This is a genomic window from Pseudomonas alvandae (genome assembly GCF_019141525.1).
Taxonomy (GTDB): domain Bacteria; phylum Pseudomonadota; class Gammaproteobacteria; order Pseudomonadales; family Pseudomonadaceae; genus Aquipseudomonas; species Aquipseudomonas alvandae.
The window spans coordinates 5,435,095-5,457,290 of sequence record NZ_CP077080.1; the positions used below are offsets into that span (position 1 = coordinate 5,435,095).

The window sequence follows — 22,196 nt, forward strand, 5'->3', positions numbered from 1 at the left end:
ATCCGTGGAAAAAATAAGCGACCCGGGTCAATACATCCAGGTGTCTGGCGCGGCATACTCAGAGGGCAATCTGCGTGACCTCACTGAGGTACGCTTTCGTGGCGAGGGGATTTATCCCCGCTCAAGTGCGTAGCACTTGCATTCAGCCTGGCGATACAAAAAGCCGGGGCCGCTTCGCGACCCAGCGGGGCGGTGCGACGTTTCGCTAAATCCCCTCGCCACAGGACCCCATGTTCCATTTACGTCATGTGGAGTATCCATGTCCTTCTCCGCCCCACCGCTGTTTGCCGCCTGGCGCCAAGCCTGGCGTGCCGGTTACACCCTTGAACGCCTGCGCGGCGATCTGGTGGCCGGGCTCACCGTGGGCATCATCGCCATCCCACTGGCCATGGCGCTGGCAATCGCCGTTGGCGTCCCGCCCCAGCATGGCCTGTACACGGTGCTGGTGGCGGCGCCACTGATCGCCCTGACCGGAGGCTCGCGTTTCAACGTGAGTGGGCCGACGGCTGCCTTTGTCGTCATCCTGCTGCCCATCACCCAGCAATACGGATTGGGCGGCCTGCTGTTGTGCACGATGCTCGCCGGCTTGATCCTGATCGCCCTGGGATTGATGCGCGCCGGGCGGCTGATCCAATACATCCCCTATCCCGTGATCCTCGGTTTCACTGCCGGGATCGGCGTCGTGATCGCCACGCTGCAACTCAAGGACCTGTTGGGACTGACCACCGCAGGCCACGCCAAGCACTACATCGAACAGCTCGGCGAGCTGGTCGTCGCGTTGCCCAGCGCCCATCTTGGCGACGGCATCATCGGCGTCGCGTGCCTGGCCGTGCTGATTGCCTGGCCGCGCTGGGTACCACGGGTTCCCGGGCACCTGGTGGCCTTGCTCGTGGGCGCACTGCTGGGGCTGGCGATGGAGCGTGGCGGATGGCCGATCGCAACATTGGGCGAGCGCTTCAGCTATGTCGTCGATGGCATCGCCTATCCCGGCATCCCGCCTTTCCTGCCGAGCTTCGACTGGCCGTGGAACCTGTCGGACAGCCAAGGTCATGAGCTGGTGCTTTCCTATGACCTGTTCCGCCAATTGCTGGGGCCGGCGTTTGCCATCGCCATGCTCGGTGCCATCGAATCATTGTTGTGCGCGGTAGTGGCGGACGGCATGACCGGCAGCAAACATGACCCGAACGCCGAGCTGATGGGCCAGGGCCTGGGCAATCTGGTTGCGCCGCTGTTCGGCGGCATCACCGCCACCGCCGCCATCGCCCGTAGCGCCACCAACGTGCGCAGCGGCGCGACCTCACCGCTGGCGGCGATCATCCACAGCCTGGTGGTATTGGTGGCGATTGTGCTGCTGGCACCGCTGTTCAGCTACTTGCCCATGGCCGCGCTGGCGGCATTGCTGGTGATGGTGGCCTGGAACATGAGCGAGGCCGGGCATGTGCTGCACACGCTGCGTATCGCGCCGCGCAGCGATGTGCTGGTCCTGTTGACCTGCCTGAGCCTGACCGTGCTGTTCGACATGGTGATGGCCGTCGCCGTCGGCCTGTTGCTGGCGGCCGGACTGTTTATCAAGCGCATGAGCGAACTGACCGACAGCGCCGAGCTGCCGCGCCATGTCCATAAAGCCTTGCTGGACATGCCCGAGCATGTTCGCTGCTATGCCATTCGCGGGCCGTTGTTCTTTGGCGCAGCGGAAAAAGCCCTGGACGTGCTGCGCAAGTTCGACCCGGGTGTTCGGGTAGTGGTCGTGGAAATGAGCGCCGTACCGATGCTGGACATGACCGCCCTGGCCGCGTTTGAAAATATCCTGAGGGATTACCGCAAGCAGGGCATCGGCCTGATCCTGGTCGCGACCGCGCCGAGGGTACGCCTGAAACTGCGCCGCGCTGGGATACACCGCGAGCAGCGTCAATTGGCGTATGTGCAGACCTTGGAACAGGCGCGGGTCAAGAGCGAGCATTGGTTGGCCAGTCGTATGGCCCATTGAAGACGCGCCCGACCTGTGGCGAGGGGATTTATCCCCGCTGGGTTGCGAAGCAGCCCTAAAATCAGGCGACTCGGAGTGTCAGGCTAATCGAGTCGATTGTTCTAGGGTCGCTTCGCAACCCAGCGGGGATAAATCCCCTCGCCACAAAAGCCTCCTCACTACAGGTCGATCAATCGAACTGAGCGCGCATCCAGGCGTGGTATTGCGCCACGCCGGGCTCGCCTTCGCGAGGTGCCCAATGGGCCAGTTCGCCCTCGCCCACTGGCCGATAAGGGCCCGCCTTGCATTCGAACATCAGGCTGTCGGCTTCGAGTACCACCAGGCCGTGGTAGACGCCAGCCGGCAAGTCGACACCGAGGCAAGCGCCGCCAGCCTGCAGGATTCGCTTGTCGAGCACCGTACCGGTTTCGTCGAAGATCAACACACCGAGCCGGCCCTTGAGCACAAGCAAGGTCTCAGCCTTGTCGGCGCTCAAATGGCGATGTGGCGGGATGTAGGTCGACGGCTGCAAGCCCACCGCCATGCGATGGCAAGGCTCGTCCATCTGGTGGAAGTTGTGATGCTGCCGCCCGCGTGGGCTGGCCGCGGCTTTCCCGGCCAGTTCATCGAACAGGGCTTGATCCAGGAACGCCGGCCCAGTCATCTATTACATCCCCTTGACCGCAAAGATACCGTTGGCGTTGCGCCAGTAGCCTTTGTAGTCCATGCCATAGCCAAAGATGTAGCGGTCGATACACGGCAAACCGACGAAGTCGGCCTTCAGGTCCGGACGAGCCTTGCGGTCGTGATCCTTGTCGATCAGAACGGCGGTGTGCACCGCGCGGGCGCCGGCGTGTTTGCAGAAATCGATGATCGCGCCCAGGGTATGACCTTCGTCGAGGATGTCGTCGATGATCAGTACGTCGCGGTCGATGAACGAGACTTCCGGCTTGGCTTTCCAGAACAGGTCGCCGCCGCTGGTTTCGTTGCGATAACGGGTCGCGTGCAGGTAGGACGCTTCCAGCGGGAAGTTCAGATAGGTCAGCAGCTTGCCGGAGAAAATCAGCCCGCCGTTCATCACGCAGAACACCACCGGATTGCTGTCGGCCAACTGATCGTTGATTTGCGCACCGACACGGGCAATGGCCGCTTCGACTTCAGCTTCGGTGTACAGGCAGTCAGCCTCTCGCATGACTTGACGGATATGCTCGAGATCAGCGGACATAACGCTCTCCAGGGGTGGCAGTTCGGAAAAGCCGGCAAAGGTACGCATCCCGCCCGGCCAGATCAAGCATTTGTGGACTAACGTTCTGTATTGTCTATAGGACAACACCCTCGGATAGATTAATCTAGGCCGGTTTTTTTGCCCGCCGCCGGAGCCTTCCCCATGCCCATCCTCGAGATCCGCCATCCGCTGATCAGACATAAACTCGGCCTGATGCGCCGCGCCGACATCAGCACGAAGAACTTTCGCGAACTCGCCCAGGAAGTCGGTGCCCTGCTCACCTACGAAGCCACCAAGGACCTGCCGCTGGAGTCCTATGAAATCGACGGCTGGGCCGGTACGGTCCAGGTCGAGAAAATCGCCGGCAAGAAAATCACCGTGGTGCCGATCCTGCGCGCCGGCATCGGCATGCTCGAAGGCGTGCTCAGCCTGATCCCGGGGGCCAAGGTCAGCGCGGTGGGCGTGGCTCGCAACGAGCAGACCCTGCAAGCACACACTTACCTGGAAAAACTGGTACCGGAAATCGACGAGCGCCTGGCGATGATCATCGACCCGATGCTCGCCACCGGCAGCTCGATGGTCGCCACCATCGACCTGCTGAAGAAAGCCGGTTGCCGCGACATTCGCGCGATGGTGCTGGTTGCCGCGCCGGAAGGCATCAAGGCCGTGGAGGATGCCCATCCGGACGTGACCATCTACACCGCGTCCATCGACCAGAAACTCAACGAACACGGCTACATCATCCCCGGCCTGGGCGATGCCGGCGACAAGATCTTCGGCACCAAGCAGAAGGACGCCTGAGCATGCAGGACGAGTTCAACGATCCGCTCTGGCGCCAGGTGCTGTCCGGCGCGCAGATGCTGTTCGTCGCCTTCGGCGCGCTGGTATTGATGCCGCTGATCACTGGGCTGGACCCGAACGTGGCGCTGTTCACCGCCGGCCTGGGAACGATCCTGTTCCAGGTCGTCACCGGACGCCAGGTGCCGGTGTTTCTCGCCTCGAGTTTTGCCTTCATCACGCCGATCATCCTTGCCAAGGGCCAGTTCGGCCTGGCGGCGACCATGGGCGGCGTGATGGCGGCCGGTTTCGTCTACACGTTCCTGGGCCTGGCAGTAAAGATCAAGGGCACCGGGTTCATCGACCGGCTGCTGCCACCGGTGGTGATCGGCCCGGTGATCATCTCCATCGGCCTGGCCATGGCGCCGATTGCCGCCAACATGGCGATGGGCAAGGCCGGCGATGGCACTGAACTGATTCATTATCAGACCGCGATGATGATTTCCATGCCGGCGCTACTCACCACCTTGATCGTAGCGGTGTTCGGCAAAGGCATTTTCCGCCTGGTGCCGATCATTTCCGGCGTGCTGGTGGGTTTTGCCATGGCGTTTTTCTTCGGTGTCGTGGACACCGCAAAAATCGCCGCCGCGCCATGGTTCGCCCTGCCGGCGTTCACCGCACCGGAGTTCAACTGGCAGGCAATCCTGTTCATCGTGCCGGTCGCCCTGGCGCCGGCCATCGAGCACATCGGCGGTGTGATCGCCGTGGGCAGCGTGACCGGTCGTGACTACCTGAAAAAACCCGGCCTGCATCGCACACTGCTCGGCGACGGCATTGCCACCACCGCCGCCGGCCTGTTCGGCGGCCCGCCCAACACCACCTACGCCGAAGTGACTGGCGCGGTGATGCTGACCAAGAACTACAACCCGAAGATCATGACCTGGGCGGCAATCTTTGCCATCAGCCTGGCGTTCATCGGCAAGTTCGGCGCGCTGCTGCAGAGCATCCCGGTACCGGTGATGGGCGGGATCCTGTGCCTGCTGTTCGGCTCGATCGCGGCGGTGGGCATGAACACGCTGATCCGCCACAAGATCGACTTGGGCGAAGCCCGCAACCTGGTGATCGTTTCAGTGACCTTGGTGTTCGGCATCGGCGGCGTGCTGGTGGGCACCGGCACTGGCCCGGACGACTTCGGTCTCAAGGGCATCGCGCTGTGCGCCGTGGTGGCGATCGCGTTGAACCTGTTGCTGCCGGGTAATGACGGTTGGAAGCAGAAGAAGGCGGATGAGCCGTTGATCTGACTCAGGCTTGAAGGCTTTTTTGACCCTTAAATAGCCATCGCGAGCAAGCTCGCTCCCACAGTGGATCTCGAGTGGTCACAAAATTTGTGTACACCGCAGGCCCATGTGGGAGCGAGCTTGCTCGCGATGAGGCCCTTGAACCTCACAAAGCAATCGGCGCCCGTTCGCAAAGGGTGCTCAACGCCTGCGCCCACTGCGGATCGTCATTGAGACACGGCACCAACACCAACTCCTCCCCTCCCGCTTCGCGAAACTGTTCACGGCCACGGTCGCCGATTTCCTCCAGCGTCTCGATGCAATCGGCGACGAACGCCGGGCACATCACGAGGACCTTCTTCACGCCGCTCTTGGCCAGTTCCTCCAGGCGCGCTTCAGTGTACGGTTCGATCCACTTGGCACGGCCCAGTCGCGACTGGAACGACACCGACCATTTTCCATCCGCCAGGCCCATGCGATGGGCAAACAGCTCGGCGGTGCGGATGCACTGGGCGCGGTAACACGTCGCCATGACTTCCGGCGGCGCGTTCTTGCAGCAGTCGGCATCCTTGAAACAGTGGAAACCCGTGGGATCGAGCTTGGTCAGGTGCCGTTCGGGCAGGCCATGGAAACTCAGCAGCAAGTGATCATGGTCCTGCATCAAGTACGGCTTGGCGTTGGCGACCAGCGCATCGAGGTATTCCGGCTGGTCGTAGAACGGCTGGAGAATCGAGAACTGCACATCGAGCCTCTTTTCGCGCACGACCCGCTTGGCCTCTTCAACCACTGTGGTCACGGTGCTTTCCGCGAATTGCGGATACAACGGCGCCAGCGTGATGTTCTTGTGGCCCTGGCTCGCCAGCCGTACCAGGGTGGATTCGAGGGAGGGCTCGCCATAACGCATCGCCAGTTCCACCGGGCCTTGAGTCCATTGACGGGTCATGGCTTGCTGCAAGCGCCGGCTGAGCACCACCAGCGGCGAGCCCTCCTCCCACCAGATCGACGCATAGGCATGGGCCGACTGCTCGGGGCGCTTGATCAGGATCAGCGACACCAGCAACCGACGCACCGGCCAAGGCAAGTCGATAACGTACGGATCCATCAGGAATTGATTGAGGTAGCGGCGCACATCGGCCACCGAGGTGGAGGCAGGCGAACCCAGATTCACCAGAAGCAACGCGTGATCGGTCATGCAACATCCTATTTCAAAGGCGACCCGACAAATCTTCCAGGGCCGCAGGTAAATCAGTGAACCGGAATGAAAAACCCGCCGCCTGTAATCGGGCCGGCGTGGCGCGCTGGCCGCCCAGCAACAGTAATGACAACTCACCCAACGCGACTTTCAACGCCAGCTCTGGCATCGGCACCACCGCCGGCCGATGCAACACGTGCCCCAGGGCCTTGGCAAAATCGCGGTTGCGCACCGGGTTCGGCGCGCAGGCATTATAAGGACCGCTGGCATCATCGCGGTGCAGAAGAAAATCAATCAGGGCGATTTGATCGTCGATATGAATCCACGGCATCCACTGCCGACCATCGCCGATACGCCCGCCCAGCGCCAGCTTGAAGGGCAATAACAGCCGCGACAAAAAGCCGCCCTCGGCAGACAGGACCAGGCCGGTGCGAACCAGCACCACACGCAGGCCCATGGCCTCGGCCCGCTGCGCGGTTTCTTCCCAGGCAATGCACAACTGGCTGGCGAAATCCTCGCTGACCGGCCCCGATTCCTCGGTCAACTCTCGCTCGCCGCCGTCGCCATACCAACCCACCGCGGAACCGGAAATCAGTACCTGCGGCTTCTGCTCGCAACGCTCCAGCCATGCGAGCAAAACCTCGGTCAGCGTGACGCGGCTGCTCCATAGCAACATCTTGCGCTTATGACTCCAGGGGCGGTCGGCAATGGGCGCCCCCGCCAGGTTGATCACCGCGTCCACGGGCTCGCGAATCTCGTCGAGCTTGGCGACGCCGCGTACCTGCGCGCCGCAAATTTCAGCCACTTGCTCAGGTCGACGACTCCAGACCGTCAAGTGATGTCCTTGCTCCAACCAGTGCCGGCAGAGCTGCCGTCCGATCAAACCAGTACCGCCGGTCAGCAATATGTGCATGAGGTGTACCTCTCATCGCGTTTTACCCGGCCCATTAGTCTATTTTTATAGGTAGAGATTTTTCATATCGGACAGGGTGTGTTTCTAACAATAGGACAACCTGTCGAAACGCGAACGGTAAAACTTATACCAAAAATCAAAATTGTACAGGATTAAACGACGGCGTAGTCTGTACAGAAAGTTAAACGAGGCCCTCATGACTGTACCTATCGCAATCATCGGCACCGGCATCGCCGGGTTATCAGCCGCCCAGGCCCTGACGGAGGCCGGGCACGTCATCCAACTCTTCGACAAAAGCCACGGCAGCGGCGGTCGCATGTCGAGCAAGCGCAGTGACGCTGGCGCCCTGGACATGGGCGCACAATATTTCACCGCTCGCGATCGGCGCTTCGTCACGGAAGTCCAGCGCTGGCAAGCCAACGGCTGGGCGGCGGAGTGGAACCCGCAGCTCTATCATTATCAGGACGGGCAAATGAGCCCCTCCCCCGACGAACAGACCCGCTGGGTCGGAACCCCCCGCATGAGCGCCATTACCCGCGCCCTGCTCGGCGAACTGCAGGTGCAATTCGCCTGCCGCATCACCGAAGTATTTCGCGGCCAGGAGCATTGGCACCTGCAGGACGCGGAAGGGTTCACCCATGGCCCCTTCGGCCAGGTGATCATCGCCACGCCGGCGCCCCAGGCCACCGCGTTGCTGGCGGCCGTGCCGAAACTGGCCGGGGTGGCCGCCGGGGTAAAAATGGACCCTACCTGGGCCGTGGCGCTGGCCTTCGAACATCCCCTGGATACACCTATGGAAGGCTGCTTCGTACAAGACAGCCCCCTCGACTGGCTGGCGCGCAACCGCAGCAAACCGGGGCGCGACAGCAAGCTCGACACGTGGGTGCTGCACGCCACGAGTGACTGGAGCCGCCAGCACATCGACATGCCCAAGGAAGCGGTCATCGAACATTTGCACGGTGCCTTCGCCGAACTGTTGCACAGCGCGATGCCAGCGCCGAGCTTCAGCGTGGCCCATCGCTGGCTGTATGCGCGCCCTGCCGGCAGTCATGAATGGGGCGCACTGGCGGACGCGGACCTGGGTTTGTATGTGTGTGGCGACTGGTGCCTGTCCGGCCGGGTCGAAGGCGCCTGGCTCAGCGGCCAGGAGGCCGCTCGGCGCTTGCACGCCAGTCTTCAGTGAATCGTGTCATCCCGCACCGCTCGCTGCTGTCGCACCAGACAGCAGCCTATCCCGCGCCAACATGTCATGAACTCCGCTCTTTCAATTCGCGGTTGACTTGTGCCCGTTCGGACCTATGATGAAAATATTGTACAGAAAACAAAAACTGTACAAGATTAAGCCATCAGAGGTCGCCCATGCCCAGCGAAGCCCATGCCAAACCCAGAATTGCCATCAGCGCCTGCCTGATGGGCGCTGAAGTTCGCTTTAACGGCGGGCATAAACAGTCGCCACTGTGCAGTCGCACGCTCACGGAATACTTCGATTTCGTCCCGGTGTGCCCCGAGGTCGCCATCGGCCTGGGCATTCCCCGCGAGCCGATTCGCCTGGTGGGCAACCCAGAGCATCCTGACGCGGTAGGCACAGTGAATCGCGACCTCGACGTGACGGGACCGTTGGCCGAATACGGACGGCAGATGGCCGGGGAGTTGGAGGGTATCTGTGGCTATATCTTCATGCAGAAATCGCCTTCCTGCGGGCTGGAACGGGTCAAGGTCTATGGTCATAACGGTGCGCCCCAGGACGGCGGTGGACGAGGCATCTATGCCCAGGCTTTTTGCGAGCGTCATCCGGACCTGCCGGTGGAGGAAGATGGCCGCCTGAATGACCCGGTGCTGCGGGAGAATTTCCTGACGCGCGTGTTCGCCTATGCGGCCTGGCAACCCCTGCGCCAGCGAGGCCTGACCCGACGCGACCTCATCGAATTTCACTCGCGCTACAAATACCAGCTGATGGCCCACAACCCGGTGCAGTACAAGGCACTGGGCAACATGCTGGGCAACATGGGCAAGGGCGACCCCGACGAATTGGGCGCACGTTATTTCAGCGCCTTGATGGCCGCCTTGAAAAAATGCGCCACCCGCCGTACCCATACCAACGTACTCCAGCACTTGAGCGGCTATCTCAAGCGCGCCATCGATGCCGATGACAAGCAGGAAGTGCAACACCTCATCGCGCAATATCGCCTCGGCATCGTGCCGCTGGTGGTACCGCTGACACTGCTCAAGCACCACCTGCGCCAGCACCCTGACCCTTATCTGGCGCAGCAGGTGTACCTGCAACCTCACCCGGAAAATCTCAGCTTGCGAAACGCCATTTGATGAATACAAAACCTGATTCAAGCGCCAGCGAAGACCTCGGCGTCGATTTTGCCGAGGCACTGGCGCAGGGCTGGCTTCCCATCCGCGAAGTGGCCCGGCAAACCGGCGTCAATGCCGTCACGCTGCGGGCCTGGGAGCGACGCTACGGCTTGATCGTGCCGCACCGCACCGCCAAGGGGCATCGCCTGTTCAATGCCGAGCATGTGCAGCGGATCCAGAGCATCCTCACCTGGATCAATCGCGGCGTGGCGGTGAGCAAGATCAAGCCGTTGCTCGAGACGCCGCAACCACCCGAAGAGCCCCTGCAGGACGAATGGCAACGCCAGCGCCATGCCTTGCTGCTGGCCGTGACACAACTGGCCGAGCGTCAGGTCGACGACCTGATCAACCAGGCGATGGCGCTGTATCCGCCGCGGACAGTCTGCGAACAGTTGTTGCTGCCCTTGCTGGCCGAGTTGCAAACGCGCTGGCAAGGCCAGTTCGGCGCGCAACTGGAGCAGGTGTTTTTCCACACTTGGCTGCGCAGCAAATTCGGCAGCCGGATTTATCACAACAACCGCCAGCTGCGTGGCGCGCCGTTGCTGCTGGTCAATCACTCGCAATCACATCAGGAACCCTGCTTGTGGCTCACCGCCTGGCTCGCCAGCAGCGCCGATTGCCCCGTGGAAATACTTGACGGGCCGCTGCCTGCCGGAGAGTTGGCCCTGGCGGTCGAACGCCTCAAGGTTCGCGCCGTGCTGGTGTATTCCAACCACGCCCTGGACCTGTCCCAACTGCCCAGGCTGCTGAATGCAATCGACTGCCCGATCATCATCGCCGGCCCGGCCGCGTCGATCCATCAAGCCAGGTTATCCACAGGCGTCTCGACGCTGGACGTGTCCTGGGCCGAAGACCCACTGGCCGCTTACCGCGAGCTGAGCCGCAGAGAACTCCTGTAGATGAAAGACCGCATGCAACTGATCTGGCTGCGCAGCGACTTGCGCCTGCACGACAACACCGCCCTGGCGGCAGCCGCAGCCGCGGGCCCCTGCGTGGCGGTGTACCTGATGAGCCCCGGGCAATGGCGCGCCCATGACGATGCTCCCTGCAAGATCGATTTCTGGCTGCGCAACCTCGCCTCGTTGAGTGCGGCGCTGAACACATTGAACATTCCGCTGCTGATTCGCCACGCTTCGCACTGGGACCAGGCGCCCCAGGTGCTGGCAACACTGTGTCGCGAATTGAATATCAGCGCCGTGCATGCCAACGAAGAATACGGCGTGAACGAAACCCGGCGTGATGGCGAGGTTGCTCGAACCCTGAAGGATCAAGGCGTGGCGTTCCACGGTTACCTTGATCAACTGCTGTTCCGGCCCGGCAGCGTCCTGACCAGGACCGGCAACTATTTCCAAGTGTTCAGCCAGTTTCGCAAGGTGTGCTACCAGCGCTTGAACCTTTCGCTACCCAATCTGGTTCCCGCGCCGACCGGACAAGCCCGCACGGCCATCGCCAGCGATCCGGTGCCCGCACACGTCGAAGGTTTCGCACCTCCCAGCGAGGCGCTACGTGCCCTCTGGCCTGCCGGCGAGAACGAGGCCCGACGGCGGCTGGACGCCTTTATCGATCAACACATCGATGAATACCAGCGAGAGCGCGACTTCCCCGCCCACCCCGGCACCAGCCAGCTTTCGGCCTATCTGGTGGCCGGCGTTGTTTCACCACGCCAGTGCCTGCACGCTGCGCTGCAAGCCAACCAGGGCGAATTCGAGAGCGGAAGTGCCGGTACCGTGGCCTGGATCAATGAATTGCTCTGGCGCGAGTTCTATAAACACATTCTTGTGGGCTATCCACGCGTGTCGCGCCATCGCGCGTTCCGCCCGGAAACCGAAGCGCTGGCCTGGCGCAAGGCTCCCGACGAATTGGAAGCCTGGCAGCAGGGCCGCACCGGCCTGCCGATTATCGACGCGGCCATGCGTCAATTATTGGAGACCGGCTGGATGCACAACCGCCTGCGGATGGTGGTCGCCATGTTCCTGACCAAGAATTTGCTGATCGACTGGCGCGAAGGCGAACGTTTTTTCATGCGCCACCTGATCGACGGGGACTTGGCCGCCAACAATGGCGGCTGGCAGTGGAGTGCTTCCACCGGCACGGATTCCGCGCCCTGGTTCCGCATCTTCAACCCCTTGAGCCAATCGGAAAAATTTGATCGCGAGGGACTGTTTATCAAACGGTGGATACCTGAACTGAACGATATAGACGGGCTACGGGTCCATAGCCCAAATGCACAAGTCAATCTGTTTGACGCGGTGCAATACCATCGGCCGATCGTCGACCTGGCCGAATCCCGAGCACGTGCGCTGACAGCCTTCAGGAATCTGCCAGCGCGACAAGACATGGGATGACATGGATGGCCGATCACCGAACGTGAAATTGTTGAAGACCGGATGCAATCAGTTGTGAAGGCTATGTAGTCTGACTAATCGAAGGGGCCATTAAAGGCATTGTGCAGGATGCACGGTCCAAGCCTGGTTCATTTCAAATCAAGGCTGTGCGCAAAAAGGGGAGAACGATGGCGCGAAAATATTGGCTGACCGGTGCCAGTAACGGATTGGGGGCTGCGTTGGCCGAAGCGATTCTTCAGGCCGGAGGGCAGTTGGCCGTGAGTTCCCGCGTCGCGCCCTCTTGCGAGACCCTTTCACAACAATTTCCCGGCCAGGTGCTGATGGTGCCGGGCAACTTGACCGACAGCCAGACCGTTCGAGAGATCGGCCAGCGGCTTGCCCAGGAATGGGGAGCACTGGATACAGTGATCATCAATGCAGGCACGGCTGAATACGTTGCTGGCCAACCCACCGATAGCACACTGATTGAACACATCATTCGCAGCAATTTGCTTGCAGCGAGTTTCTGCATCGAGACGGCGCGTCCATTGTTACACCAGGGAGCCGAGCCGCATCTGGTGGGCATCACCAGCCCGGTCACTTACTTGCGACCCTCGCAAGCCGAGGGCGACGGCAACGCGATGCGCCAAGTATTCGAGTCAGTGCGTGCCGACCTGGCCTCCAAGGGGATCGACCTCACATTGGTCATCCCTGGCTTCGGCAATTCGGCGACAGGTGTCGATGAGGATTTTTCAGTGCTGGCCCGATGGACCGCTGAAACGGCAGCGAGCCACATACTGACGCAATTGGAGGAACGCCCCCACGAGATGGCCTTGCCTGCTGCCTCCATGACGAAGCTCTGGCCGTTACCGTCATCAAGCGACCCCACCCAAGGCGACATCGCCGCCTGCCAAAAAGCAGGACAATCCCCGATCAAGGGACAACCCTGATCGGCCCGGTTGCCTTACACTGCGCCCCATGAAAACCATCCCTCTCGTTGAACTCCCCGCGCCGGTCGTCACCTGCTCGACCTGCGCGGCGTGCTGCTGCCAGCTCGAAGTCATGCTCATCACCGACACCGGCGTTCCCGAGCGGTTTATCGACACCGACGATTGGGGAGGGGAAGTGATGCTGCGGCTGGATGACGGTTGGTGTGCGGCGCTGGATCGAGACAGCATGATGTGCACGATCTACGAGAGGCGTCCGCTGATTTGCAGGGAATTCGAAATGGGTGCGCCGGAATGCCTGGAGGAGCGACAGGGCATCACGACGGCGTATCGGTAGGAAATCCGCGTTTATTGGGGGAGTGGGCTTGCTCGCGAAAGCGGCGGTTCAGCCAGCATTGATGTGACTGACACTACGCATTCGCGAGCAAGCCCGCCCCCACAGGATCGAGTGTTACAACGGCATCGTGTAGTGCAGCGCGTAGCTTTCCACACCGTCGTTGGTCGACTTGATGCCGGCGTTGGAGTAATGAGTGGCGCGGATGCCCACTTCATGCCCACCCTTGAAGCGCAGGCCGAAACCGATGCGATCCTCGAACTGGAACGCCGTGCCCAGCTTGTTGCTTTCCACTTCGGTGTTTTCAAACAACGCAACGCCCACGCCCGCCTCGATATAAGGCTTCACATTCTGACCGGCAAATTCGTACACAAATACCGGCGAAAACGACAAGCTATGGTTGCTGGAGGTCTCATCCCCCTCCCAGTACGTGTAAGCACCGCTCCAGTAACCGGTCAGGCGCCCCACGTCGCTCTGCAACCAACTTTTGTCCCAATCGAATTGCATGCCCAGGCGGTAGGTCATGGTCGAGTCGCCAGTCTGGCCTACCCCGAACTCGACGCCCGCTGCCTGCGCGGTGTAAGTGTGCCCCAGCAATGCAGCCGCAAACGCGGCAAAGCAGAATAAGCGCTTCATTAGAAACATCCTTTTCCGACAGCCTAGTTAGTTTTTTCTTACAACAGACAGAGCTATAGAAATCGGCGCCAAAACAGAAGTTCAGCTCGATTTACACAATTTTCACGTTTTTTTTACAGTTCGAAGTTTCGCACAATGTCAGACGAATCCCATAGAGTCGGTAGGATTTTTCTTAAATGTAGCGGATCCGAACTGGTCCAGAATTGCGCTTCACTGGCCGGCCCGTGGGCCAGTAGATTCCGTTCGGCCAACAGGCGTTGAAGTTGCCGAGCCACGGCGGCGCCCGTGTCGATCAGGCTGATATGTTCAGGAACCATTTGCTTGAGCAACGGCTTGAGGAATGGATAGTGCGTGCAGCCGAGGATCAATGTGTCGCAACCGGCCGCCAGCAAGGGAGTGACGTAGCCTTGCAGCAATTGAAGCAAGGCCGGGCTGTTCAAGTCACCGGCCTCGATCAATTCCACCAGCCCTGGGCAGGGCTGCGTGATGACCCGCACATCCGTGGCAAAACGATCGAGCAACGCAGCGAACTTGGCGCTCTGCAAGGTGCCCGTGGTTGCCAGCACACCCACGATGCCGCTTCGCGTGGCGGCGGCGGCAGGCTTGACCGCTGGCTCCATGCCGACGATGGGCCACTCGGGGTAATCGCGACGCAGGTCGGCGACTCCGGCCACCGTCGCGGTATTGCAAGCGACCACCAGCGCCTTGGCGCCTTCGCGCTGGAGAAAGCCCGCAATGATCGCGCATCGCTCGCGAATGAATTCCGGGCTCTTTTCGCCGTAAGGGATATGCCCGCAGTCAGCGATATACAGGAGAGATTCATTGGGCAGCAACCGACGGATCTCACCCAGCACCGACAACCCGCCGACCCCGGAATCGAACACACCGACCGGCGCTTCACTCATGTCGGCTTGCCACAGACGCTGCAACCCGGATCACGCTTGACCCGCAATTCGCGAAAACGCGTGCCCAAGGCATCGATCAACAGCAAGCGCCCCACCAGTGGCTCACCAAAACCGGCCAGCAGCTTCAAGGCTTCGAGCGCCTGGAGGCTGCCCACCAGCCCCACGAGCGGGCCAAGTACGCCGGCCTCGCTGCAGGTCAATTCAGCTTCGCTGCCGTGACCGTAGAGGCAGTGGTAACACGGACTTTCGGCGCGACGCGGATCGAACACCGATAACTGTCCTTCCAGACGAATCGCCGCGCCGCTGACCAATGGCTTGCCCGCCGCCACACAGGCAGCGTTCACCGCTTCGCGCGTGGAAAAATTGTCGGAGCAATCCAGCACCACGTCCACCGCCGCCACGGCATCTGCCAGGCTGTCTTCGTCCATCGCAGCCGTGTGAGGCACCAGCCGGACCTCGGGATTGATGGCGGTCAGGCGCCGCACCGCCGATTCGACTTTGCTCAGGCCGACGCTGTCGGTGTCGTGGATGATCTGCCGCTGGAGGTTGGTCAGGTCGACCGTGTCGAAGTCCGCCAAGTGCATCTCGCCAACGCCAGCGGCGGCGAGGTACAACGCCACCGGAGCGCCGAGGCCGCCCAGCCCGATGATCAACACGCGGCCCTGCTTGAGGCGCAACTGCCCATCGATGTCGACGTGTTGCAGCAGAATCTGTCGGCTATAGCGCAGCAATTCCTGATCGTTCAGCACGGCAGGCGTCCCAGGCTGATGCGTTCATGATTGCCCAGGTCCTTGCGACTGTGGACTTCGGCGAACCCTCGGCCGCTCAACAGGTCGCGCACCGCTTCAGCCTGGTCGTAACCGTGTTCGAGCATCAACCAGCCGCCCGCCTCGAGATGATCGGGGGCCAGGTCAACGATCGCGCGCAAGTCATCAAGCCCGTCCGGCCCCGCGACCAGCGCACTGGCCGGCTCGAACCGCACGTCGCCCTCGGCCAGGTGCGGGTCGCTGGCGGCGATATAGGGCGGGTTGCTGATGATCAATTCGAAACGTTTGCCCTCCAGGGCGCTGAACCAGTGACTGCTCGCCACCGTCACGTTGCGCAGGTCCAGGCGCTGGCGATTGCGTTCGGCCAGGGCCACCGCTTCGAGCACCCGATCGACCGCCGTGACTGTCCAGGCCGGGCGCTCGCTGGCCAACGCCAGGGCTATCGCGCCGCTGCCGGTGCCGAGGTCCAGGACCCGGGCCGGCGTGGCCGGCAGCAAGGCCAACGCAGCTTCCACCAGCAGCTCGGTGTCGGGGCGCGGGATCAGCGTATGGGGCGCCACCTCCAGGTCCAGTTTCCAGAAGCCCTGCTGCCCGAGAATGTAGGCCACCGGCTCACCGGAGCGCCGGCGACGCAGGTACTCGGAAAACAACAGCGCCGCCTCGCTGGGTACGATCCGCTCGGGCCAGGTGTGCAGGAAGCTGCGGGACTTGCCCAGCGCAGCGGCCAGCAGCAACTCGGCGTCCAGCCGTGGCGTGGGCGAATCCGGCAGCTCGGCGGCGCGTAACAGACTGGCAATGATGGTCATTTATTCACCTGTGCCTATTCGCCAATCGCGGCCAACTGGTCGGCCTGGTATTCGGCCAGCAAGGGCTCGATCACCGCGTCGACACCACCGGCGAGGATTTCATCCAGGGAATACAGGGTCAGGTTGACGCGATGGTCGGTGACCCGGCCCTGGGCAAAGTTGTAGGTACGGATCCGCTCGGAACGATCACCCGAGCCCACCAGCAATTTCCGCTCGCTGGCGATGGCGTTGGCGGCGGCGCTGGTCTGCTGGTCGTTGAGCTTGGCCGACAACCAGGACATCGCCCGCGCGCGGTTCTTGTGCTGGGAGCGCTCTTCCTGGCACTCGACCACGATGCCCGAGGGCAAGTGCGTGATGCGGATCGCCGAATCGGTCTTGTTGACGTGCTGGCCGCCCGCGCCGGAGGAGCGGTAGGTGTCGATCCGCAGGTCCGCCGGGTTGATCTCGATGGCTTCCTGTTCGTCCGGCTCGGGCAACACCGCCACGGTGCAGGCGGATGTGTGGATGCGGCCCTGGGATTCGGTGGCCGGCACACGCTGTACGCGGTGGGCGCCGGATTCGAATTTCAGCTTGCCATAGACGTTGTCACCCTCGACCCGGGCGATGACTTCTTTATAGCCGCCGTGTTCGCCTTCGTTCTCCGAGAGGATTTCCACACGCCAGCCACGACGCTCGGCGTAGCGCGAGTACATGCGAAACAGGTCGCCGGAAAAGATCGCCGCCTCGTCACCACCGGTGCCGGCGCGGATTTCAAGGAACACGTTGCGCCCGTCGTTCGGATCCTTGGGCAGCAGCATGCGCTGCAGGTTGCTTTCCAACTCGACCAGTTGCTCCTTGGCCTCGCGCACCTCTTCCACCGCCATTTCGCGCATGTCCGGGTCGCTGTCCTTGAGCAGCGCCTGGGCGCCCTCGAGATCGCCTTGCACCTTGAGCAACTGTTTATAGGTCGCGACAATCGGCTCGACTTCGGCGTACTCCTTGGAGTAGGTCCGGAACTTGTTCTGGTCGGAAATGACCTCGCCGTCGCCCAGCAAGGCGGTCAGTTCCTCGAAACGGTCCTGGAGAATGTCCAGCTTATTGAGCAGTGACGCTTTCATTGCGATTTTTTATCCGAAAAGCTATCCGGTGAAGCCTCACCGAGGGCGAAAAGTTCCTGGGCCATGGCCAACGCATCGAGGCGGCCTTCGGCGGTCAGTTTCTTGAGCTGGACGCTGGGCGCGTGGAGCAGCTTGTTGGTCAGGCCACGGGCCAGTTGCACCAGCACCTCTTCGGCACTGCCACCGTTGGCCAGCAGGCGCTGGGCCTTTTGCAATTCTTCGTCACGCAGCCGTTCACTTTGCTGACGATACGCCTTGAGCACGTCCACCGCCGCCAGCTCGCGCAGGCGCACCATGAAATCCTCGGCGCCGACGGTAATCATCTCTTCCGCCGCCTGGGCCGCGCCTTGCCGGCTCTTCAGGTTTTCGGCAACCACTTCGTGCAGGTCATCGACACTGTAGAGGTAAACGTCGTCCAGTTCGCCGACTTCCGGCTCGATGTCACGCGGCACGGCAATGTCGACCATGAAGATCGGCTTGTGCTTGCGCAGCTTCAAGGCGCTTTCCACCGCGCCCTTGCCAAGAATCGGCAACTGGCTGGCGGTGGAACTGATGACGATGTCGCTGTGTACCAGCTCGGCGGGAATGTCGGACAGCAGCACCGCGTGGGCGCCGAACTGTTCGGCCAGGGTGCTGGCGCGCTCCAGCGTGCGGTTGGCGACCACGATGCGTTTCACGCCCAGGTCATGCAGGTGGCGGGCAACCAGGGTGATGGTCTCGCCGGCACCGATCAGCAACGCCTGGCTGCGCTGCAGGTCACTGAAAATCTGCTTCGCCAGGCTGACCGCGGCAAACGCCACGGACACCGGGTTCTCACCAATGGCGGTGTCGGTGCGCACCTGCTTGGCGGCATTGAACGTGGCCTGGAACAGCCGCCCCAGCAGCGGGCCGACGGTGCCTGCCTCGCGCGCCACGGCGTACGCCGATTTCATCTGGCCGAGGATCTGCGGCTCGCCCAACACCAGCGAATCAAGCCCCGAGGCGACACGCATCATGTGACGAACGGCCGCATCGTCTTCATGCACATAGGCACTGGCGCGCAGCTCTTCAAGGCTCAATTCATGATATTCGGCCAGCCAGCGCAGCACTGAATCGGCAGAAACGTGATCCTGTTCTATATAAAGCTCGCTGCGATTGCAGGTGGAGAGGATCGCAGCTTCGCGGCTGTCGGTGAGTCGGCAGAGCTGCTGCAGGGCCTCAACCAGCTGCTCAGGCGTAAAGGCCACGCGCTCGCGGACGTCTACTGAAGCAGTCTTGTGGTTAATACCAAGTGCAAGGAAGGCCATTCAAGGTCGCTGATGGTGACGTGAAGCCGGCAATTGTCCTACTTCGCCAGATCCAGAACAACCACCCCCGACTATTGTCACAATTACCTGTGCCTATAAAGCATCCGCCGAGACTCGGTTATGTTTGACCGATGGCTTGTGTCATGATGATCCGACCGCAGGTTAGTCGTCCTCTTCCTATATGAATAGATCCTTTGCGTTGCTCCTCGCTTTTGCCCTCCTCGGCGGCTGCCAGTCCATGGCCCCCGTTTCGACGGACGGTACGCCACCGGTCGAAGACAGTTCCCCGACCCCCGAAAAACCCAAGGTCTACGGCTCGTTCAGCGAGGAGACCATCTTCAGCCTGTTGAGCGCCGAGCTGGCGGGCCAACGCAATCGCTTCGACATTGCGCTGGATAACTACGTCACCCAGGCCATCAACACCCAGGACCCGGGGATTTCCGAGCGCGCGTTTCGCATCGCCGAGTACCTGGGCGCTGACCAGCCTGCATTGGATACTGCGCTGATCTGGGCGAAGAACGCCCCGGACGATCTGGAAGCGCAACGCGCCGCCGCCATACAACTGGCACGTGCCGGACGCTATGACGATGCCATGACGTATATGGAAAAAGTCCTGCAGGGCAAAGGCGACACCCATTTCGACTTCCTCGCGCTGTCCGCCGCCGATACCGACCAGGAAACCCGCGCCGGCCTGATGAAGAGCTTCGACCGCCTACTGCAGCGTCATCCGAACAATGGGCAACTGATTTTCGGCAAGGCATTGCTGCTGCAACAGGACGGCGACTCCCAGGGCGCCCTCACCCTGCTGGAAGACAACCCGCCAGAGGCAGGCGAAGTGGCGCCAATCCTGTTGCGCGCACGGCTGTTGCAAGGCATGAATCGCGGCGACGAAGCCCTGCCGCTGATGGAAAAAAGCATCAAGAAATATCCGGACGACAAACGCCTGCGCCTTACCTATGCGCGCATGCTGGTCGAGAACAACCGCATGGACGACGCCAAGGTCGAGTTTTCTAGCCTGGTGCAGCAGTACCCGGAGGATGATGACCTGCGTTATTCCCTGGCACTGGTCTGCCTGGAAGCCAAGGCCTGGGAAGAGGCCAAGGGCTACCTGGAAGACCTGATCGCGCGGGAAAGCCATGTCGATTCGGCCCACCTGAACCTCGGTCGCATCGCCGAGGAGCGCAACGACCCCGAGAGTGCCCTGATCGAATACGCCCAGGTCGGCCCGGGCAACGATTATCTCCCGGCGCAGTTGCGCCAGGCCGACATCCTGATGGGCAACGGCAGGACGGCCGAGGCCCAGAGTCGCCTGGCCATCCAGCGCGACACCCAGCCGGATTATGGTATCCAGCTTTTCCTGATCGAGGCCGAGACCCTGTCGGCCAACAACCAGGGCGACAAGGCCTGGGGCGTGTTGCAACAAGCCTTGAAGCAATACCCGGACGATCTGAACCTGCTGTATACCCGCGCCATGCTGGCGGAAAAACGCAATGATCTGGCCCAGATGGAGAAAGACCTGCGCCTGATCATCCAGCGCGACCCGGACAACGCCATGGCCCTCAACGCCCTTGGCTACACCCTGTCGGATCGCACCACCCGCTACGATGAAGCCAAGGTGCTGATCGAGCAGGCCCACCAGATCAACCCGGAAGACCCGGCGGTACTCGACAGTCTCGGCTGGGTGAACTTCCGCCTGGGCAATCTCGACGAAGCCGAACGCCTGTTGCGCCAGGCCCTGGAGCGATTCCCGGACCAGGAGGTCGCCGCTCACCTGGGTGAAGTGTTGTGGGCCAACGGTAAACAACGCGAAGCCCGGCAGATTTGGGACAAGTTTCTCAAGGAACAGCCCGACAGCCCCATCCTGCGCAGCACCATCAAACGCCTGACCGGATCAGAGACTCTTTAAGATTATGTTTTTGCGCCATTTCATCGTTTTCAGTTTCATCGCCCTGCTCGCCGGTTGCGCGGGCTTCGGCGCCCGTGAATCCGTCCAGGGCCAGGGCAACCAGGCCCAGTGGCGCGAGCACAAGCAACAATTGAGTGGCCTCGATGGCTGGCAGATCGACGGCAAGATCGGTATTCGCGCGCCAAAGGATTCGGGCAGCGGCACCTTGTTCTGGCTGCAGCGCCAGGATTACTACGACATTCGCCTCTCCGGGCCGCTGGGCCGTGGCGCCGCACGCTTGACCGGCCGGCCGGGCCAGGTTTCGCTGGAAGTCGCCAACCAGGGACGCTACGAGGCGCCAACGCCTGAAGCGCTGCTGGAAGAACAACTGGGCTGGAAACTGCCGGTGTCGCACCTGACCTGGTGGGTTCGCGGCCTGCCGGCACCGGACAGCAAAAGCCGCTTGACCCTCGACGCGGACAGTCGCCTGTCCAACCTGGAGCAGGACGACTGGCAGATCGAATACCTCAGCTATGCCCAGCAGAACGGCTATTGGTTGCCCGAGCGCATCAAGCTGCACGGCAGCAACCTCGACGTCACGCTGGTCATCAAGCAATGGCAGCCGCGCAAGCTGGGGCAATGACATGAGCGCAACACGCCTGACGCTCCCCTCCCCGGCCAAGCTCAACCTGATGCTGCACATCCTCGGCCGGCGACCGGACGGTTACCACGAGCTGCAAACGATCTTTCAGTTCCTGGACTACGGCGACGAGATTACTTTCGCCGTGCGCGACGATGGCGTGATCCGCTTGCACACCGAATTCGCTGGCGTTCCCCACGACAGCAACCTGATCGTCAAGGCCGCAAAACAACTCCAGGAACAATCCGGTTGTTCGCTGGGCATCGATATCTGGATCGAAAAAATCCTGCCCATGGGCGGCGGCATCGGTGGTGGCAGTTCGAATGCGGCGACGACTTTGCTGGGCCTGAATCATTTGTGGCAACTGGGCTGGGACATGGATCGCTTGGCGGCCTTGGGCCTGACGCTGGGCGCCGACGTACCGGTTTTCGTGCGTGGCCACGCGGCTTTTGCCGAGGGTGTGGGGGAAAAACTCACGCCGGTAGAACCCGAAGAACCCTGGTACTTGGTGCTGGTGCCGCAAGTATCTGTAAGTACAGCAGAAATTTTTTCAGATCCACTGTTGACACGTAACTCTCCTCCCATTAAAGTGCGCCCCGTTCCCAAGGGAAACAGTCGAAATGACTGCTTACCGGTGGTAGCAAAGCGTTATCCAGATGTTCGTAACGCATTGAATTTGTTAGGTAATTTTACCGAAGCAAAACTCACCGGAACTGGAAGTTGTGTGTTTGGGGGCTTCCCAAGCAAAGCTGAAGCTGATAAAGTCTCGGCCCTTCTGACAGAGACCCTTACAGGGTTTGTAGCAAAAGGAAGCAACGTTTCGATGTTGCATCGCAAGCTGCAAAGCCTGCTCTAAAA

General features: G+C 61.5%; 22 protein-coding genes. 12 read left to right on the plus strand and 10 right to left on the minus strand.

Annotation, left to right across the window (positions count from 1 at the left end):
* Positions 1 to 259: 259 nt before the first annotated feature.
* Positions 260 to 1,987, plus strand: a complete 1,728-nt coding sequence (gene dauA / locus KSS97_RS24215) for a C4-dicarboxylic acid transporter DauA (protein ID WP_217860313.1) — start codon at positions 260 to 262, stop codon at positions 1,985 to 1,987.
* A gap of 169 nt (positions 1,988 to 2,156) precedes the next feature.
* Here dauA and KSS97_RS24220 read toward each other — a convergent pair whose 3' ends face one another.
* Both KSS97_RS24220 and KSS97_RS24225 read right to left on the minus strand, forming a co-directional pair.
* Positions 2,157 to 2,630, minus strand: coding sequence for a WbuC family cupin fold metalloprotein (locus KSS97_RS24220; RefSeq protein ID WP_181287868.1), 474 nt, complete (start codon positions 2,628 to 2,630; stop codon positions 2,157 to 2,159).
* 3 nt (positions 2,631 to 2,633) lie between these two features.
* Positions 2,634 to 3,191, minus strand: coding sequence for a hypoxanthine-guanine phosphoribosyltransferase (locus KSS97_RS24225; protein WP_181287867.1), 558 nt, complete (start codon positions 3,189 to 3,191; stop codon positions 2,634 to 2,636).
* Positions 3,192 to 3,353: 162 nt separating this feature from the next.
* On the opposite strand from KSS97_RS24225, the gene upp reads away from it, so the two are divergent.
* Both upp and KSS97_RS24235 read left to right on the plus strand, forming a co-directional pair.
* Positions 3,354 to 3,992, plus strand: coding sequence for a uracil phosphoribosyltransferase (gene upp / locus KSS97_RS24230; RefSeq protein ID WP_030138594.1), 639 nt, complete (start codon positions 3,354 to 3,356; stop codon positions 3,990 to 3,992).
* Positions 3,993 to 3,994: 2 nt separating this feature from the next.
* Positions 3,995 to 5,269, plus strand: a complete 1,275-nt coding sequence (locus KSS97_RS24235; protein ID WP_217860314.1) for a uracil-xanthine permease family protein — start codon at positions 3,995 to 3,997, stop codon at positions 5,267 to 5,269.
* A 142-nt stretch (positions 5,270 to 5,411) separates the two neighbouring features.
* Here the strand turns inward: KSS97_RS24235 and hemH are convergent, their stop codons facing one another.
* Entirely contained in the window at positions 5,412 to 6,437 is a 1,026-nt protein-coding gene (gene hemH, locus KSS97_RS24240) for a ferrochelatase (RefSeq protein ID WP_217860315.1), read from the minus strand.
* A 13-nt stretch (positions 6,438 to 6,450) separates the two neighbouring features.
* A complete protein-coding gene (locus tag KSS97_RS24245; RefSeq protein WP_217860316.1) occupies positions 6,451 to 7,350 on the minus strand; it encodes a TIGR01777 family oxidoreductase in 900 nt (299 codons plus the stop codon).
* Between the two features lie 196 nt (positions 7,351 to 7,546).
* On the opposite strand from KSS97_RS24245, the gene KSS97_RS24250 reads away from it, so the two are divergent.
* The 6 genes from KSS97_RS24250 to KSS97_RS24275 all read left to right on the plus strand — a co-directional run bounded on the left by KSS97_RS24250 (position 7,547) and on the right by KSS97_RS24275 (position 13,319).
* Positions 7,547 to 8,533: an NAD(P)/FAD-dependent oxidoreductase gene (locus KSS97_RS24250; RefSeq protein ID WP_030138591.1), complete on the plus strand. Its 987-nt coding sequence runs from the start codon at positions 7,547 to 7,549 to the stop codon at positions 8,531 to 8,533.
* Positions 8,534 to 8,709: 176 nt separating this feature from the next.
* Positions 8,710 to 9,672 carry a YbgA family protein gene (locus KSS97_RS24255; protein WP_217860317.1) on the plus strand — a complete coding sequence of 321 codons (963 nt, stop codon included), beginning with the start codon at positions 8,710 to 8,712 and terminating at the stop codon, positions 9,670 to 9,672.
* Positions 9,672 to 10,610 (plus strand): MerR family transcriptional regulator, encoded by a 939-nt coding sequence (locus tag KSS97_RS24260; protein WP_217860318.1) that lies wholly within the window; start codon positions 9,672 to 9,674, stop codon positions 10,608 to 10,610. The genes KSS97_RS24255 and KSS97_RS24260 overlap by 1 nt, the downstream gene beginning before the upstream one ends.
* Before the next feature lie 12 nt (positions 10,611 to 10,622).
* A complete protein-coding gene (gene phrB / locus KSS97_RS24265; RefSeq protein WP_030138588.1) occupies positions 10,623 to 12,056 on the plus strand; it encodes a deoxyribodipyrimidine photo-lyase in 1,434 nt (477 codons plus the stop codon).
* 167 nt (positions 12,057 to 12,223) lie between these two features.
* Positions 12,224 to 12,985 (plus strand): SDR family NAD(P)-dependent oxidoreductase, encoded by a 762-nt coding sequence (locus tag KSS97_RS24270; protein WP_030138587.1) that lies wholly within the window; start codon positions 12,224 to 12,226, stop codon positions 12,983 to 12,985.
* Positions 12,986 to 13,013: 28 nt separating this feature from the next.
* Complete coding sequence (locus tag KSS97_RS24275) at positions 13,014 to 13,319, plus strand: YkgJ family cysteine cluster protein (RefSeq protein WP_030138586.1); 306 nt, start codon at positions 13,014 to 13,016, stop codon at positions 13,317 to 13,319.
* Positions 13,320 to 13,433: 114 nt separating this feature from the next.
* Here KSS97_RS24275 and KSS97_RS24280 read toward each other — a convergent pair whose 3' ends face one another.
* The 6 genes from KSS97_RS24280 to hemA all read right to left on the minus strand — a co-directional run bounded on the left by KSS97_RS24280 (position 13,434) and on the right by hemA (position 18,813).
* Entirely contained in the window at positions 13,434 to 13,952 is a 519-nt protein-coding gene (locus KSS97_RS24280) for an acyloxyacyl hydrolase (RefSeq protein WP_030138585.1), read from the minus strand.
* Positions 13,953 to 14,065: 113 nt separating this feature from the next.
* Positions 14,066 to 14,857, minus strand: a complete 792-nt coding sequence (murI, locus tag KSS97_RS24285) for a glutamate racemase (protein WP_030138584.1) — start codon at positions 14,855 to 14,857, stop codon at positions 14,066 to 14,068.
* Complete coding sequence (locus KSS97_RS24290) at positions 14,854 to 15,606, minus strand: molybdopterin-synthase adenylyltransferase MoeB (RefSeq protein ID WP_030138583.1); 753 nt, start codon at positions 15,604 to 15,606, stop codon at positions 14,854 to 14,856. The genes murI and KSS97_RS24290 overlap by 4 nt, the downstream gene beginning before the upstream one ends.
* The gene (prmC, locus tag KSS97_RS24295) at positions 15,600 to 16,430 is read right to left on the minus strand and encodes a peptide chain release factor N(5)-glutamine methyltransferase (protein WP_217860319.1); all 831 of its coding nucleotides are present in this window, start codon (positions 16,428 to 16,430) and stop codon (positions 15,600 to 15,602) included. The genes KSS97_RS24290 and prmC overlap by 7 nt, the downstream gene beginning before the upstream one ends.
* Before the next feature lie 14 nt (positions 16,431 to 16,444).
* Positions 16,445 to 17,527, minus strand: coding sequence for a peptide chain release factor 1 (gene prfA / locus KSS97_RS24300; RefSeq protein ID WP_217860320.1), 1,083 nt, complete (start codon positions 17,525 to 17,527; stop codon positions 16,445 to 16,447).
* Positions 17,524 to 18,813 carry a glutamyl-tRNA reductase gene (hemA, locus tag KSS97_RS24305; protein ID WP_217860321.1) on the minus strand — a complete coding sequence of 430 codons (1,290 nt, stop codon included), beginning with the start codon at positions 18,811 to 18,813 and terminating at the stop codon, positions 17,524 to 17,526. Before hemA ends, prfA begins: the two co-directional genes overlap by 4 nt.
* 181 nt (positions 18,814 to 18,994) lie before the next feature.
* Here hemA and KSS97_RS24310 point away from each other — a divergent pair, with 181 nt between their 5' ends.
* From KSS97_RS24310 to ispE, 3 genes are read left to right on the plus strand one after another with little or no spacing between them, the layout of a single operon-like run.
* On the plus strand, positions 18,995 to 20,719 hold the full coding sequence (locus KSS97_RS24310) for a tetratricopeptide repeat protein (RefSeq protein WP_217860322.1): 1,725 nt from the start codon (positions 18,995 to 18,997) through the stop codon (positions 20,717 to 20,719).
* 4 nt (positions 20,720 to 20,723) lie between these two features.
* Positions 20,724 to 21,341 carry a lipoprotein insertase outer membrane protein LolB gene (lolB, locus tag KSS97_RS24315; protein ID WP_030138578.1) on the plus strand — a complete coding sequence of 206 codons (618 nt, stop codon included), beginning with the start codon at positions 20,724 to 20,726 and terminating at the stop codon, positions 21,339 to 21,341.
* A 1-nt stretch (position 21,342) separates the two neighbouring features.
* A complete protein-coding gene (gene ispE / locus KSS97_RS24320) occupies positions 21,343 to 22,194 on the plus strand; it encodes a 4-(cytidine 5'-diphospho)-2-C-methyl-D-erythritol kinase (RefSeq protein WP_217860323.1) in 852 nt (283 codons plus the stop codon).
* Positions 22,195 to 22,196: the final 2 nt, after the last annotated feature.

Bases quoted from the DNA above. Each gene is read 5' to 3' on its own strand.
- dauA (WP_217860313.1), top strand. From the start codon at position 260: ATGTCCTTCTCCGCCCCACCGCTGTTTGCCGCCTGGCGCCAAGCCTGG.
- KSS97_RS24220 (WP_181287868.1), bottom strand. From the start codon at position 2,630: ATGACTGGGCCGGCGTTCCTGGATCAAGCCCTGTTCGATGAACTGGCC.
- KSS97_RS24225 (WP_181287867.1), bottom strand. From the start codon at position 3,191: ATGTCCGCTGATCTCGAGCATATCCGTCAAGTCATGCGAGAGGCTGAC.
- upp (WP_030138594.1), top strand. From the start codon at position 3,354: ATGCCCATCCTCGAGATCCGCCATCCGCTGATCAGACATAAACTCGGC.
- KSS97_RS24235 (WP_217860314.1), top strand. From the start codon at position 3,995: ATGCAGGACGAGTTCAACGATCCGCTCTGGCGCCAGGTGCTGTCCGGC.
- hemH (WP_217860315.1), bottom strand. From the start codon at position 6,437: ATGACCGATCACGCGTTGCTTCTGGTGAATCTGGGTTCGCCTGCCTCC.
- KSS97_RS24245 (WP_217860316.1), bottom strand. From the start codon at position 7,350: ATGCACATATTGCTGACCGGCGGTACTGGTTTGATCGGACGGCAGCTC.
- KSS97_RS24250 (WP_030138591.1), top strand. From the start codon at position 7,547: ATGACTGTACCTATCGCAATCATCGGCACCGGCATCGCCGGGTTATCA.
- KSS97_RS24255 (WP_217860317.1), top strand. From the start codon at position 8,710: ATGCCCAGCGAAGCCCATGCCAAACCCAGAATTGCCATCAGCGCCTGC.
- KSS97_RS24260 (WP_217860318.1), top strand. From the start codon at position 9,672: ATGAATACAAAACCTGATTCAAGCGCCAGCGAAGACCTCGGCGTCGAT.
- phrB (WP_030138588.1), top strand. From the start codon at position 10,623: ATGCAACTGATCTGGCTGCGCAGCGACTTGCGCCTGCACGACAACACC.
- KSS97_RS24270 (WP_030138587.1), top strand. From the start codon at position 12,224: ATGGCGCGAAAATATTGGCTGACCGGTGCCAGTAACGGATTGGGGGCT.
- KSS97_RS24275 (WP_030138586.1), top strand. From the start codon at position 13,014: ATGAAAACCATCCCTCTCGTTGAACTCCCCGCGCCGGTCGTCACCTGC.
- KSS97_RS24280 (WP_030138585.1), bottom strand. From the start codon at position 13,952: ATGAAGCGCTTATTCTGCTTTGCCGCGTTTGCGGCTGCATTGCTGGGG.
- murI (WP_030138584.1), bottom strand. From the start codon at position 14,857: ATGAGTGAAGCGCCGGTCGGTGTGTTCGATTCCGGGGTCGGCGGGTTG.
- prmC (WP_217860319.1), bottom strand. From the start codon at position 16,430: ATGACCATCATTGCCAGTCTGTTACGCGCCGCCGAGCTGCCGGATTCG.
- prfA (WP_217860320.1), bottom strand. From the start codon at position 17,527: ATGAAAGCGTCACTGCTCAATAAGCTGGACATTCTCCAGGACCGTTTC.
- hemA (WP_217860321.1), bottom strand. From the start codon at position 18,813: ATGGCCTTCCTTGCACTTGGTATTAACCACAAGACTGCTTCAGTAGAC.
- KSS97_RS24310 (WP_217860322.1), top strand. From the start codon at position 18,995: ATGAATAGATCCTTTGCGTTGCTCCTCGCTTTTGCCCTCCTCGGCGGC.
- lolB (WP_030138578.1), top strand. From the start codon at position 20,724: ATGTTTTTGCGCCATTTCATCGTTTTCAGTTTCATCGCCCTGCTCGCC.
- ispE (WP_217860323.1), top strand. From the start codon at position 21,343: ATGAGCGCAACACGCCTGACGCTCCCCTCCCCGGCCAAGCTCAACCTG.